Raw genomic sequence first — 13,751 nt, 5'->3', positions numbered from 1 at the left:
ACGGCCCTGGATCCGGGCTGCCTTCGCCAACTGGCCTCGGACACAGCGATGCTGCTGCCCGGTCGGCTCTGCAGGCCGCCGCGCGACACCGCGCCCACCCCCTCGCGGTCGTCGCCGGCTCAGGGCTGCACCCACCCCCCACCCACTCACCAGCAGGACGGATACCTCTCGTGAACCTCCCCCACCCCAAGAGCCACAAGGCCGGTCGCCCCTGGCGACTCGTCAACAAGGCGCGCGTCCTCGCGCTGGCCCTCGCTCCCGTCCTGATCCTGCCCGGCACCGCCGACGCCGCGACCGTCACCACGAACCGGACCGGCACCGACGGCGGATACTTCTACTCGTTCTGGACCGAGGGCACCGGCGCGGCCTCGATGTCCCTGAACGGCGGCGGGAACTACAGCACCTCCTGGACCAACGCCGGCAACTTCGTCGCCGGCAAGGGCTGGAGCACCGGGTCCCGCAACCCGGTGAGCTACTCGGGTACTTGGAGCACCAGCGGCAACGCCTACCTGTCGCTCTACGGCTGGAGCACCAACCCGCTCGTCGAGTACTACATCGTCGAGAACTACGGTTCCTACAAGCCCACCGGCACGTACAAGGGCACCGTCACCAGCGACGGCGGCACCTACGACATCTACGAGACGACGCGCTACAACGCCCCTTCCATCGAGGGAATCAAGACCTTCAACCAGTACTGGAGCGTCCGGCAGGCCAAGCGGACCGGCGGGACCATCACCGTCGGAAACCACGTCGACGCGTGGGCCAGGTACGGCATGAACCTCGGCACCATGAACTACGAGATCATGGCCACCGAGGGCTACCAGAGCAGCGGCAGCTCCAACATCACGCTGGGCTCCGCCACGGGCGGTGGCGGTGGCGGCGGCACCGGCGGCGGCTGCACCACGACGCTCTCCGCCGGCGCCTCGTGGAGCGACCGCTACAACCTGAACGTCTCGGTCGCCGGATCAACCACCTGGAAGGTGACCGTGAAGGTCCCCTCCCCGGAGAAGATCAGCGCGACCTGGAACATCAACGCCTCCTACCCCGACGCCCAGACGCTGGTCGCCACCCCCAACGGCGCGGGCAACAGCTGGGGCATGACCATCATGAAGAACGGCAGCACCACTTGGCCGACGCTGTCCTGCAGCGCGAGCTGAGCCCGTAAGCGTCCGGTTCCACGCGACAATCCCTGGAATTCTCTCCCCGCTGCCCGGCGGGCGCGGTAAATTGTTAGCGCTAACAGCGCGTGGCTCCTGCCTGGTGTCCCCCACCCACCAGGAGAACGACCCGTCATGCCGTAGGCCACAAGGAAGCCGCGTCTCCGCGAGGCCCTCTCGGCGGCCGCACGCACGGTCGTCAGCTCGGCCGCGGCCATCATCGAGGGGCCCCGCGGCCATGCCGCCGGGGTGACCACGCCGGGTGCGGCGGCGTCCCGGAGCAGCCGCTGCTCAGCGGCACACAGGAAGGCCGCCTACAGCGCGGCGCTCACCGCCCTGGGCGGCCACAGCGACGGCACCCCCGGCGGCGGCATCGCCTCCGGCACCGTCCACATGCTCTCCGACGTGGCCGCCGGACGCGTTGTCGACGAGCCCACCGGACAGAACGGCAACGGCACACCTGTCCAGATCCGGGGCTCCGACGGCGGCGCCAACCAGCGCTGGAAACTCCGGTGGCGAAGCCACCGAGCGTGCGCCGATGGCAGCGCACGAATGTCGGCGCTAACGACCCTGTTTGACAGTCCATCCGTTCACAAAGGAGGTTCCCCATGCGCAGGCATCTGTCCGTGATGCTCACCGCTGTGGTCGCGGCCGTGGCGGCGCTGGCGGCGCTGCTGTCGGCCAACCCGGCTCAGGCGGCCACCAGCGCAGCCTTGCGCGGTGTCGGTTCCGGTCGGTGTCTCGACGTGCAGAACGCCAGCCAGAACGACGGCGCGGCCCTGCAGATCCATGACTGCTCGGGCGGCGCCAACCAGCTGTGGACGTCGACGTCCGGCAACCAGCTGACCGTGTACGGCAACAGGTGCCTGGATGTTCCGGGCCACGCCACCACGGCCGGCACCCGGGTGCAGATCTGGACCTGCAGCGGCGGCGCGAACCAGCAGTGGAAGGTCAACGCCGACGGCACGATCGTCGGGGTCGAGTCCGGACTGTGCCTCGACGTCACGGGCGCCGGTACGGCCAACGGCACGGCCGTGGAGATCTGGACGTGCAACGGCCGCAGCAACCAGCAGTGGACCGGCCTGTCGTCCACCCCGACCACTCCCCCGACCGGGACGTGTGTCCTCCCGTCGAGCTACCGCTGGACCTCGACCGGGGCGCTGGCGCAGCCGGCGAACGGGTGGGCGTCGGTGAAGGACTTCACGAACGTCGTGTACAACGGCAAGCACCTGGTCTACGCGTCGAACGTGTCGGGCTCGTCGTACGGCTCGATGATGTTCAGCCCGTTCACGAACTGGTCGGACATGGCGTCGGCCGGGCAGAGCGGGATGGGCCAGGCCGCGGTGGCGCCCACGCTGTTCTACTTCGCGCCCAAGAACATCTGGGTGCTGGCCTACCAGTGGGGTCAGTGGCCGTTCATCTACCGCACCTCCAGCGACCCCGCCAACCCCAACGGCTGGTCCGCGCCGCAGCCGCTGTTCACCGGCAGCATCCCCGGCTCCGGCACCGGCCCGATCGACCAGACCCTGATCGCCGACGGCCAGAACATGTACCTGTTCTTCGCCGGTGACAACGGCAGCATCTACCGGGCGAGCATGCCCCTCGCGAACTTCCCCGGCAGCTTCGGCTCCTCCTACACGACGGTCATGAGCGACACGGCGAAGAACCTGTTCGAGGCGCCGCAGGTCTACAAGGTCAAGGACCGCAACCAGTACCTCATGATCGTCGAAGCCCGAGGCGCGAACGAGCAGCGCTACTTCCGCTCCTTCACCGCCACCAGCCTGAACGGTTCGTGGACCCCGCAGGCCGCCACCGAGAGCAACCCCTTCGCGGGCAAGGCCAACACCGGTGCCACCTGGACCAACGACATCAGCCACGGCGACCTGGTCCGCACCAACCCCGACCAGACCATGACCATCGACCCCTGCAACCTCCAGTTCCTCTACCAGGGCAAGTCCCCCACCGCGAGCGGCCCCTACGACCAGCTGCCCTGGCGACCCGCCGTCCTCACCCTGCAGCACTGACCCGCCCCACCCACGGTGATCACCACCGGGTGCGCCATGCCGGCACGTGAACGAGCACGTCACGGCAGGGGCGGCTCCACCTGGTGACCGACACCCACCGCCCCGGGAACCCCAGCCGTGCGTCGGCTGGGGTTCCTCACTTCACTCGACACCGGGTGCACGTGGCGCAGCCAAGCGGGTCTGTCCACTTGGCTGGACACATCGGTCGTGCTCGCCGCCGGGTTGGCGACCACGCTGCCTTCGAGGTGGTTGCCACCGCCGGGGCGCCGGAAGAATCCCGGTTCGGTGTCGGCGAGCAGCTGCTCCAGGTCCGTCCTGATGCCGTCGCTTTCCGCGAACGCCGGCGCAAGGCATCGCACCACGGAGAGCCGGACCGACCGGCCGGACCCGGTCCCGTACCCGTGGACGACGAGCCGGTTCGCGGTGGCCACGGGGCCGACGCACCGGTGGTGAGGTGGCGGTGTGGTCCTTCCAGCCGGCGGTCGAGCCTGTGGCCGATGCGGTGGCGCGGATCGTGCCGGTGGTGCTCTCTACCGCCGGGCCCTCCGGGCTCCACGGCCGCTCGCACCGACCGCCGACCGCGGGCAGCCCAGGCCCTCCGGGCCGGGGCGCCCGACATAACGGCCCGCCAGGACCGACACCCGCCGGACCGGCTCCCCCCCTCCCGCGATCCGGAACCGCCGGTAGCCAAGATTCAACAAAGCAGTGCACTGCTCTTGCACGAGCCACTTGTTAGCGCTAACAATCTTGTCGGGCAGAGGCGCAGGCGTCAACGCCTCACTACGGGACACCACCGGACGCCTGCAGCAAGCCCATTGACCTCCCGCCTTTTGGCGATCCGTCAGATTCACCTGTGGCCGGCCCGCCAGGCCACCCGGCGCACCCCCACCTCCCGGCATGCACCAGCCGCCCTGCGGCGTCTGGGCCGGGAGAAACACCGAGAGGAAGACCCCGATGTCCAAGAGAGCCGCTGCCGCCGTCCTCGCCGGCGCCATGATCGTCGGCCTGTCCGCCTGTTCCTCCACCGGCGGCTCGTCGGACGGCAAGAAGTCGAACGGCAAGCTCGTCCTCGGCTTCGCCCAGGTCGGCGCCGAGAGCGGGTGGCGCACCGCGAACACCAAGTCCGTCCAGGAGGCGGCGAAGAAGGCCGGCATCACCCTCAAGTTCTCCGACGCCCAGCAGAAGCAGGAGAACCAGATCAAGGCGATCCGCTCGTTCATCCAGCAGAAGGTCGACGTCATCGCCTTCTCCCCGGTGGTCGAGTCCGGCTGGGACACCGTCCTGAAGGAGGCGAAGGCCGCGCACATCCCGGTGATCCTCACCGACCGCGCGATCGACTCCGCGGACACCTCCCTCTACGCCACCTTCCTCGGCTCGGACTTCGTCGAGGAGGGCAAGAAGGCCGGCGACTGGCTGGTCAAGGAGTACCAGGCCAAGCCGGGAGAGGTGAACGTCGTCCAGCTGGAGGGCACCACCGGCTCCGCCCCGGCCAACGACCGCAAGTCCGGCTTCGCCGACGCGATCAAGGGCGACCCGAAGTTCAAGGTCGTCGCCTCGCAGACCGGCGACTTCACCCGGGCGAAGGGCAAGGAGGTCATGCAGGCCTTCCTGAAGGCCCAGCCGAAGATCGACGTCCTCTACGCCCACAACGACGACATGGCCCTCGGCGCCATCCAGGCGATCGAGGAGGCCGGCAAGAAGCCCGGCACCGACATCAAGATCGTCTCCGTCGACGGCGTCAAGGACGCCTTCACCGCCATGTCCCAGGGCAAGATCAACTTCGATGTGGAGTGCAACCCCCTCCTCGGCGATCAGCTGATGGAGCTGGCGAAGAAGGTCAAGAACGGCGAGAGCGTCGAGCACCGGATCAAGACCGTCGAGGGCACCTTCACTCCCGAGCAGGCCACCGCCGCGCTGCCGACCCGCCAGTACTGATCCGGCCGAGCACCGGGCGCCCGCACCGCCGGATCCCCCGACGGCGCGGGCGCCCCGGTCCCGACCGACCACGAAAGGAGGACCGATGCAGCAACCGGTCCTGGAAGTACGCGGACTCCGCAAGGAGTTCCCCGGCGTGCTGGCGCTCGACGGCATCGACTTCCGGCTCTTCCCGGGAGAGGTGCACGCGCTGATGGGTGAGAACGGCGCGGGCAAGTCCACCCTCATCAAGGTTCTCACCGGCGTGCACCCGGCGGACGGCGGACAGGTCACCATGGCCGGCCGACCGCTGCGGATCACCGGCCCCCTCCAGGCGCAGCAGGCCGGCATCTCGACGGTCTATCAGGAGGTCAACCTCTGCCCCAACCTGTCGGTGGCCGAGAACCTCTTCATCGGCCGTGAGCCCCGCCGCCGCGGCCTGATCCACTGGTCCGAGCTGCGCCGTCGCGCCGAGGCCTCGGTCGCCGAACTCGACCTGGACATCGACGTCACCGCCCGGCTGGACAGCTTCTCCATCGCCATCCAGCAGCTGGTGGCCATCGCCCGGGCGGTCGACGTCGAGGCCAAGGTGCTCGTCCTGGACGAGCCGACCTCCAGCCTCGACCGCGACGAGGTCGTCCAGCTGTTCACCGTCATGCGCAGACTGCGCGAACGGGGTGTTGCGATCCTGTTCGTCTCGCACTTCCTCGACCAGGTCTACGAGATCTGCGACCGCATGACGATCCTGCGCAACGGCCGGCTCGAGGGCGAGTACCTCACCCGGGACCTCAGCCACGTCCAGCTGGTCTCCCGCATGATCGGCTCGGAACTCGCCGATCTCAAGAGCCTGGCGGCCGAGAGCCACCGCGAGACGGCCGCGCCGGAATACAGGTCCCCCTTCCTGGTCGCCGAGAAGCTCGGCCGCCGCGGCGCGATCGAGCCCTACGACCTGACCGTGCGGCCCGGCGAGGTCGTGGGTCTGGCGGGGCTGCTCGGCTCCGGCCGTACCGAGGCCGCGCGGCTGCTGTTCGGCGCCGACCAGGCCGACAGCGGCACCGTGCGAGTCAATGGCCACGCCACTGCGCTGCGCGGGCCGCGCGCGGCCATCGGTCACGGAATCGCCTTCTGTTCGGAGAACCGCAAGGCCGAGGGCCTCGTCGGTGAGCTCACCGTCCGCGAGAACATCGTCCTCGCCCTCCAGGCGTCCCGCGGCTGGCTCCGTCCCCTGTCGCGCACCGCCCAGGACGACTTCGCCCTGCGCTGGATCCGGGCACTGGACATCCGGCCCGGCGACCCCGAGGCCCCGGTGCGCAACCTCTCCGGCGGCAACCAGCAGAAGGTGCTGCTCGCCCGGTGGCTGATCACCGATCCGAAGCTGCTCATCCTCGACGAGCCGACCCGCGGGATCGACATCGGCGCGAAGGCCGAGATCCAGAAGCTGGTCGCCGGCCTAGCGGAGAAGGGCATGTCCGTACTGTTCATCTCCGCCGAACTGGAGGAGGTCCTGCGCCTCAGCCACAAGATCGGCGTGTTGCGCGACCACCGCGTGGTCGCGCAACTGGCCAACGACGGCTCGCTCACCCCGGAGCACCTCATGGAAACCATCGCGAGCGGAGCCCGGCGATGACCAAGCACCGGCTCTTCTGGCCCGCGGCGGTCCTCGTCGCCATGCTGCTGGCCAACCTGCTCTTCACCCCGAACTTCTTCGCCGTCCACACGAAGGAGGGACACCTCTACGGCAGCCTGATCGACATCCTGCACTTCGGCGCGCCGCTGATCCTCGTCTCCTTGGGCATGACGCTGGTCATCGCCACCGGCGGCATCGACCTGTCGGTCGGCTCCACCGTTGCGATTGCCGGTGCTCTGGCGTGTCTGTACATCAGCGAGGCATCCGACCCGGGCAGCGTCTCCACCGTTCTGGTCGCCGTGGCGCTGGCCCTGGCCGTCGCGCTCGTCCTCGGCGCGGTCAACGGCCTCCTGGTCTCCCGCATCGGCGTGCAACCGATCGTCGCCACACTCATCCTCATGGTCGCCGGCCGCGGCGTCGCCCAGCTGATCACCGACGGCCAGATCATCACCGTCACCAGCGACCCCTACAGGCTCATCGGCGGCGGCTACTGGCTCACCGTTCCGTTCTCCGTCCTGCTGGCCGGCGCGATGGTGGGCCTCACCCTGCTGCTCACCCGCTCCACCGCCCTGGGCCTGCTGCTGGAGTCCGTCGGCGGCAACCCGGTCGCCAGCCGCCTGGTCGGCATCCGCGCCCACCGCCTGACCACCCTGGTCTACGTGGCCAGCGCCGTGTGCGCAGCCGTCGCCGGCCTGATGATCAGCTCCAACGTCTCCGCCGCCGACGGCAACAACGCCGGCCTGTGGATCGAACTCGACGCCATCCTGGCCGTCGTCATCGGCGGCACCTCGCTCAACGGCGGACGGTTCTCGATCGGCGGCACCGTGCTGGGCGCACTGGTCATCCAGACCCTGTCCACCACCATCTACACCATCGGCATCCCGCCGGAGACCACCCTCGTCTTCAAGGCCGCCGTGGTGATCACCGTGTGCCTGATCCAGTCGCCGCAGTTCCGTGCCAAGGCCACCCGCCGCCGCACCACTGCCCCGGGCGGTCAGCAGCCGAAGCCTGCATCCGCCGATTCGAAGGTGAGCGCATGAACACCACTCTCACCGCCAGACTGCGCGGACAGGTCCCGCTGCTGGTCACCTCCGTCCTGCTCGTCGCGATGTTCAGTGTCGGCTCGATACAGTACGAGGGCTTCTTCTCCGGCCAGGTCCTGCTCAACCTGCTGATCGACAACGCCTTCCTGCTGGTCGTCGCCGTCGGCATGACCTTCGTGATCCTCACCGGCGGCATCGACCTGTCGGTCGGCGCGGTCGTCGCCCTCTCCACCATGGTCTCGGCCTGGCTGGTGGAGAAGCACCACTGGCCGATCCTGGTCGTCATTCCGCTGGTGCTGGCCATCGGCACGGGGCTGGGATGGGCCATGGGCTGGGTCGTCCACACCTTCGAGATCCAGCCGTTCATCGTGACGCTCGCCGGCATGTTCCTGGCCCGCGGGCTGTGCTACACGATCAGCGTCGAGTCCGTCTCCATCACCGACCCGTCGTACACCGCGATGGCGCAGACCCGCATCCCGTTGCCCGGCGGCACGTTCCTCTCCCCCAGCGCCGTCATCGCCGTGCTGGTCGCCGCCGCGGCCTTCCTGGTCCTGCACCACACCCGGTTCGGCCGCAACGTGTACGCGCTGGGCGGCAGCGAGCAGTCCGCACTGCTGATGGGCCTGCCGGTGGCCCGCACCAGAATCACCGTCTACGCGATCAGCGGCTTCTGCTCCGCCCTCGGTGGCGTCCTGCTCACCTTCTACATGCTCTCCGGCTACGGCCTGCACGCCGTCGGCCTGGAGCTGGACGCCATCGCCGCCGTCGTCATCGGCGGCACCCTCCTCACCGGCGGCTCCGGCTACCTCGTCGGCACCGTCCTCGGCGTCGCCGTCCTCGGACTCATCCAAACGGTCATCAGCTTCCAGGGCACGCTCAGCTCCTGGTGGACCAGGATCGTCATCGGCGCCCTGCTGTTCCTCTTCATCGTCCTCCAGCGCCTCATCACCGCACGACGACACACCTAGAGACCGAGTTGCCCGTGCCGAGCCCGTGCCTCGGTACGGGCGACTCGCCGCCTCCCCGTACACCGGCTGCTCGAGGTGCAAGGCCGGACTCCCCGTGGCACCGCGATGACAGTTCGCACCGGTGCGCGCCGGGCCCGCGCGAGGCCAGGACCTCCGGCGCGCGCCTTCCTGTCAGGCCCGACGCCACTGGTATGTGCGGACCTGCGGCGCACCTCCAGGAGGTCGCTGGACGCGTAGTCGCCGAAGGTGGGGTCTTCGACAGCGCTCACCACGACGAAGGTGCCCTTGCCGGTCCTCGCGACCGTCGGGCGCATCGTCCGCAGGGCGCGGAGCGCCTTCCGCAGCACGGACCGGCCGACCTCCTGGGTTCGGCGCAGCTCCGCCTCCGAGGGGAGCTTTCTCCCCCCGGCGTACTCACCGCGCTCGACGGCGCTGCGCAGGTGGCCGAACACCGCTTCCGTCGCGCCGATTGCGCCGCGGAATCCCACCACCTGCCCGGCAGTCCGTCCCCGGTGTCGGAGCACAGCGGTGTCAGGACACCGGCGTCGACACAGTGACGTCCGGCGAACTGCGCCGCGCGCGAGCCTTCCGCTCGACGGTGCGATCCGCGTTCGCAGTGGACCCGGCGGCTGCCACCAGGGCGTACACCACCGCCGAATCGAAAGCCATCTCAGGGTGCCATTGCACGCCCACGACGAAGCGGTGCCGGTTGCACTCGATCGCCTCGATGGTGCTTTCCGCCGCACGCGCGCCCACGACCAGACCCGCCCCGAGGGACGCCACCGCCTGATGGTGGTGCGTGGCGACCTGCCTGGTCCCCGGGAGGAGCGCTCCGATCCGCGTCCCCGGCACCGTGGTGACGGCGTGGGGGGCGAAGTGGCCCCCGTGCGGGTTGTGCCCGTGGTGACCCACCTCGTCGGGCAGGTGCTGGATGAGGGTGCCGCCTGCATGCACGTTCATCAACTGCATCCCCCGGCACACTCCGAGCACAGGTATGTCACGCTCGAGGCCGGCGGCCAGCACGGCCCGCTCCCACCGGTCGCGCTCGCGGACCGGCGGTCCGGTGCACGGGTGCGGCTGTGCCCCGTACAGCGCGGGCTCCACGTCCTCGCCCCCGGTCAGGACGATCGCATCCAGGCGCGCGACGACGTCGGCCGCGGCCTCCGGCGCGTCCGGCGGTAGCAGGACGGCGTGGCCGCCCGCCACCTGAAGACAGCTGATGTACGCCGCGGGCAGCAGCGCAGCGGGCAGGTCCCACTCCCCCCACTGGGCGTCGGTGAGGTAGGTGGTGAGTCCGATGAGTGGCTTGGGCATACCACTTCCTTTCAGGGCCTGGAAGTCGATCGTCGACGGCCGTCTCCTCCGTAGCCCAGCCACGCAACGGGCGCAGGTGCGGACGGACCTCGGAGGTGGGCGTGCGGCACTGCGGACGCACGGACGCGTCCGACGGCGGGGAGTGGGCCGGCCGCGGACCCGGTGCCGAAGGCTTGCGCACCCGGGCCGCGATCAAGAATCCTGCTGCCATTCACGCTTAAGCACAAGAAAAGACGTCTTCGCGACAGATAAGCGAGCCTTAACTCCGTGCAGAGACTCGACCCCCGGTTGCTCGCCACCCTCGAAGCCGTGGTCCGCCACGGCTCCTTCAACGCCGCCGCCCGCGAGCTGGGCTACAGCGCGCCCGCCGTCTCGCAACAAATCGCCGAACTCGAACGCCGCGCCGGCCTCCGGGTGATCGAGCGCCGCCCCGTGCGCGTCACCCCCGCAGGCGTGGTCCTCCTCGACACCGAACAGCGCGTCCGGAGCGCATGGGCGGCGGCATCCATGGAACTCGACGCCATGCGTGCGGGTACGGCCGGACGGATACGCCTCGGCGCCTTCGCCTCCGCCGCCGCCGGCATCGTCCCGCAAGCGCTGGCGCAACTTCAGACGACCTGTCCCGACGTGCAGGTCAGCCTCTCCCAGGTGGAGCCCGAAGCCGGCTACAACCGGCTCAAGCGGGGGGACATGGACCTGGCCCTCAGCTACGACTACGACTTCATCCCGCTGCCACCGCCCCGGATGCTGCGCCGAACACTGGTCGCACGGGATCCCGTCGTGGCGGTGGTTCCGGCCGACCACCACCTCGCCGACCGGGACGTCATCGACCTGGCCGGCCTCGCGTCCGAGACGTGGATCGCGGCTCCGGAGGCCGCGCTGCGCCTCGAACTGCTCGCCCAGATGGCCAGAACACCGGGATTCCAGGCCCGCCTGGCCTATGACGGCGACGACTTCAACACCGTGCTCGGTTTCGTGGCCGCCGGCCTGTGCGTGGCCGTCATGCCGCAGCTGGCCGTCCCCCGGGGTAGCGCCCGGGTGGTGACCCGCCCCCTCGCCGACCCGGAGCTGACGCGCTTCATCTACACCGTCCGCATCGACACCCGGCACGCCCCGCGCGCCCTGCTGGCCCTGGAGGAGATGCTCGCCGCGCAGGCCCTGGCCGCCCTCTCATGAGGCGCAGGGAGAGTCCGCACGCGACGGCAACCTTTTCGCCATCGGCGGCCACCGGGATGTGCAACAGCGACATGATCTACCGATCGGACGAGCATGAGCACAACGAAGCACGGCGCTCCGCGGGAGCGGCGCGTGTGGAGCCGCGGACGAGCCGTCGGCATTCCACTGGTGTTGACCGCCGCGGGAGCACTGGTCTGCCTGGCCGTCGCCCTGCTTCCCGGGAGCGGCGCCGACACCGGCCGACCTGTCGGCGCGGCCGTGGCAGGGGCCCCGGCGGGCGATCCGTCGGGTTCCGGCTCCGCTGAGCGGGCGATCGGTGCGCCGACCGCCTCGGCGCAGCCGTCGGTCTCTGCCGCGGTCTCCGCCGCCGCCTCCCCGACTGCCCCGGCATCCGCATCGGCATCGGGGAGCCCGCGTTCCGCGTCCGCGACTGCCCCGGCAGCACCTGCGGCGGGCCGGATCCGCCCCGCCGTCGGCTACCGGGGCGTGGCGACCGCGTACGAAGCCGCCGACGGCAATGGTGCCTGCCTGTACGGTCCGTCCGCCGACATGATGATCGCGGCGATGAACCACACCGACTACGAGTCCTCCCGGGCGTGCGGTGCGTACGTACTGGTCCGGGCCGCCAACGGGGCCTCGATCACGGTGCGGATCGTCAACGAGTGCCCGCTGCCCTGCGCGCCGGGGCAGCTCGACCTCAGCCAGCAGGCGTTCGCCAAGCTCGCCGATCTGAAGGTCGGCCGGCTGCCGATCACCTGGAGCCTGCTGAGCCCCGCCGCCGCACCGGCCACGCTCTCCGTCCGGTACAAGACCGGGTCCAGCCGCTACTGGTGCGGCATCCAGGTGATCGGCCACCGGAACCCGGTCGCCGCCCTGGCGGTGCGGACCGCCGGCGGCTGGCGGCAGCTGCCGCGTACCGACTACAACTACTTCCTCGCCGCCGACGGCAACGGCTGCGGCTCCTCGATCAGGATCACGGACATCTACGGCGAGCAGCTGACCGTGGACGGCCTCGCGGTGAGACCCGATGTCGCCCAGCCCACTCGGGTCCAGTTCGCCCGGCACTGACCGTGGCATCCGTCCACCGCCACGGTCACGCCGCCGCAGGCGGCGACCGTGCGGTCGCGGTGGCGGGCGCCGTTCGGTTCGGGCCGGGCGTGCTCGTCCGCCGGTCGGTGGAGGCACTGGACAGCACCTGGGGCAGCCCGGCCGCGTTGGACGTCAGGACGGAGAGCGACCCGCCGGACGCGACCGGGGCGGTAGGCGCGGCGTGCGCGGCACGATGCCGAGGAGGCAGCCCGCGGTGGCCGCGGAGAGGGCTCCGGCGCGGCGGTGGAAGCGGTGATTCTCCGGTACGCGGTCTTCCGCCGTTTCTTCGCCGCCGACCTGGACGCGGGCGCCACGGCGGAGGGTGCCGCGGCGGAACCGGAGATGCCGCTGTTCGCGCTGCTGACGATCGTGGGCACCCTGGCGGGCTTCGTGCTCACCTCGGTCATCGGGATCGACCCGGCCTGGGCGGCACTGGCCGGCGCGCTGGTGCTCGGCGTCCGCGCGCTGGCCCGGCGCCGCACCACCCCTCGGGCGGTCCTGCGGTCGGCGAGCGTGCCGTTCCTTGCGTTCGTCCTGGCGCTCGGAGTGGTCGTCCGGGCGGTCGTCGACAACGGCCTCGCCGACGCGCTCGGCGACCTGGTGCCGACCGGCCACGGCCTGGCGGCGCTGCTCGGCATCGCAGCGCTGGCCGCCGTACTCGCCAACGTCATCAACAACCTGCCGGCCACCCTCGTGCTGCTCCCGCTCACCGCACCGGCCGGCCCGGGCGCGGTCCTGGCGGTGCTGCTCGGGGTCAACATCGGCCCCAACCTCACGTACGCGGGCTCGCTCGCGACCCTGCTGTGGCGGCGCATCGTCCACGCGCACGACAGCGAGGTCGGCCTCGGGGAGTTCACCCGGCTCGGTCTGCTGACCGTGCCTGCTTCCCTGCTCCTGGCCGTGGTGGCACTGTGGGGATCACTTCACGCATTCGGAGTGTGACACCGTGGCAGTCGTCGTGTGGATCACCGAGGGCACCTGGCCGGCCTGCGTCGACGCGGCCCGCACCCGCGTCCCGCAGGACGCCGGGATCGTCCTGCTGTACGTCGCGGGCACGGAGGTCCCGGGCGCCGCGCACGGGGCGTTCGCCGGGCTGCTCGGCCGCGGCCACCCCGGCCCTCGGCACCCGGGCGCCGGCTGGGGCAGCGATCCCGGCGACCGGATGGAGGAACTCGCGTCCACGACCGGCGAGGACCTGCTGCGGGCCGCCGCCGAACGCCTGGCCCGGCCGTGTACGGTCCGGGTGGCCCACGGCCGGGTCGAACGGGAGGTGGTCGCCGCCGCGGAGGGCGCCGACCTGCTCGTCCTCGCGCGCGACGGCTCCCGCACCCACCGCGGACCGCACAGCCTCGGCCCCGCCGCCCGCTACGTGGTCGACCACGCCCCCTGCGCCGTCCTCCTCATCTGGCCCGACCGGGTGCCGGAACGTTAGGCGGAGG

The 13,751-nt window shown here is 70.6% G+C and carries 11 protein-coding genes and 2 pseudogenes; 10 read left to right on the top strand and 3 right to left on the bottom strand.

Annotated elements, in window-relative coordinates; genetic code table 11:
- The first annotated feature begins 170 nt into the window (after positions 1 to 170).
- The gene (locus tag KSNIM_RS33835) at positions 171 to 1,157 is read left to right on the top strand and encodes a glycoside hydrolase family 11 protein (RefSeq protein WP_411543817.1); all 987 of its coding nucleotides are present in this window, start codon (positions 171 to 173) and stop codon (positions 1,155 to 1,157) included.
- Positions 1,158 to 1,765: 608 nt separating this feature from the next.
- Positions 1,766 to 3,181: a non-reducing end alpha-L-arabinofuranosidase family hydrolase gene (locus KSNIM_RS33830; RefSeq protein ID WP_263106977.1), complete on the top strand. Its 1,416-nt coding sequence runs from the start codon at positions 1,766 to 1,768 to the stop codon at positions 3,179 to 3,181.
- A 59-nt stretch (positions 3,182 to 3,240) separates the two neighbouring features.
- Here the strand turns inward: KSNIM_RS33830 and KSNIM_RS33825 are convergent, their stop codons facing one another.
- A complete protein-coding gene (locus KSNIM_RS33825) occupies positions 3,241 to 3,612 on the bottom strand; it encodes a hypothetical protein (RefSeq protein ID WP_263106976.1) in 372 nt (123 codons plus the stop codon).
- 523 nt (positions 3,613 to 4,135) lie between these two features.
- Between KSNIM_RS33825 and KSNIM_RS33820 the strand changes: the two genes are divergently transcribed.
- The 4 genes from KSNIM_RS33820 to yjfF all read left to right on the top strand — a co-directional run bounded on the left by KSNIM_RS33820 (position 4,136) and on the right by yjfF (position 8,733).
- On the top strand, positions 4,136 to 5,116 hold the full coding sequence (locus tag KSNIM_RS33820) for an ABC transporter substrate-binding protein (protein ID WP_263106975.1): 981 nt from the start codon (positions 4,136 to 4,138) through the stop codon (positions 5,114 to 5,116).
- A gap of 85 nt (positions 5,117 to 5,201) precedes the next feature.
- The gene (locus tag KSNIM_RS33815; protein WP_263106974.1) at positions 5,202 to 6,722 is read left to right on the top strand and encodes a sugar ABC transporter ATP-binding protein; all 1,521 of its coding nucleotides are present in this window, start codon (positions 5,202 to 5,204) and stop codon (positions 6,720 to 6,722) included.
- Complete coding sequence (locus tag KSNIM_RS33810) at positions 6,719 to 7,762, top strand: ABC transporter permease (RefSeq protein WP_263106973.1); 1,044 nt, start codon at positions 6,719 to 6,721, stop codon at positions 7,760 to 7,762. Before KSNIM_RS33815 ends, KSNIM_RS33810 begins: the two co-directional genes overlap by 4 nt.
- The gene (gene yjfF, locus KSNIM_RS33805; RefSeq protein WP_263106972.1) at positions 7,759 to 8,733 is read left to right on the top strand and encodes a galactofuranose ABC transporter, permease protein YjfF; all 975 of its coding nucleotides are present in this window, start codon (positions 7,759 to 7,761) and stop codon (positions 8,731 to 8,733) included. The genes KSNIM_RS33810 and yjfF overlap by 4 nt, the downstream gene beginning before the upstream one ends.
- Positions 8,734 to 8,878: 145 nt before the next feature.
- Here the strand turns inward: yjfF and KSNIM_RS33800 are convergent.
- A pseudogene (locus KSNIM_RS33800) lies at positions 8,879 to 9,216 on the bottom strand (GntR family transcriptional regulator); the annotation flags it as partial.
- Between the two features lie 48 nt (positions 9,217 to 9,264).
- Positions 9,265 to 10,047 (bottom strand): gamma-glutamyl-gamma-aminobutyrate hydrolase family protein, encoded by a 783-nt coding sequence (locus KSNIM_RS33795; protein ID WP_263106971.1) that lies wholly within the window; start codon positions 10,045 to 10,047, stop codon positions 9,265 to 9,267.
- A 267-nt stretch (positions 10,048 to 10,314) separates the two neighbouring features.
- Between KSNIM_RS33795 and KSNIM_RS33790 the strand changes: the two genes are divergently transcribed.
- The 4 genes and pseudogenes from KSNIM_RS33790 (at position 10,315) to KSNIM_RS33775 (ending at position 13,744) form a co-directional block, all read left to right on the top strand.
- Complete coding sequence (locus KSNIM_RS33790; RefSeq protein WP_263106970.1) at positions 10,315 to 11,223, top strand: LysR family transcriptional regulator; 909 nt, start codon at positions 10,315 to 10,317, stop codon at positions 11,221 to 11,223.
- Between the two features lie 486 nt (positions 11,224 to 11,709).
- Positions 11,710 to 12,291: an expansin EXLX1 family cellulose-binding protein gene (locus KSNIM_RS39215; protein ID WP_317634088.1), complete on the top strand. Its 582-nt coding sequence runs from the start codon at positions 11,710 to 11,712 to the stop codon at positions 12,289 to 12,291.
- Between the two features lie 270 nt (positions 12,292 to 12,561).
- Positions 12,562 to 13,254 (top strand): annotated as a pseudogene (locus KSNIM_RS33780) (ArsB/NhaD family transporter); the annotation flags it as partial.
- A 4-nt stretch (positions 13,255 to 13,258) separates the two neighbouring features.
- Positions 13,259 to 13,744: a universal stress protein gene (locus tag KSNIM_RS33775; RefSeq protein WP_263106968.1), complete on the top strand. Its 486-nt coding sequence runs from the start codon at positions 13,259 to 13,261 to the stop codon at positions 13,742 to 13,744.
- The last annotated feature ends 7 nt before the right edge of the window (positions 13,745 to 13,751 follow it).

This window comes from Kitasatospora sp. DSM 101779 (genome assembly GCF_025655475.1).
Taxonomy (GTDB): Bacteria; Actinomycetota; Actinomycetes; order Streptomycetales; family Streptomycetaceae; genus Kitasatospora.
This window is presented reverse-complemented; position numbering and strand designations above follow the sequence as displayed.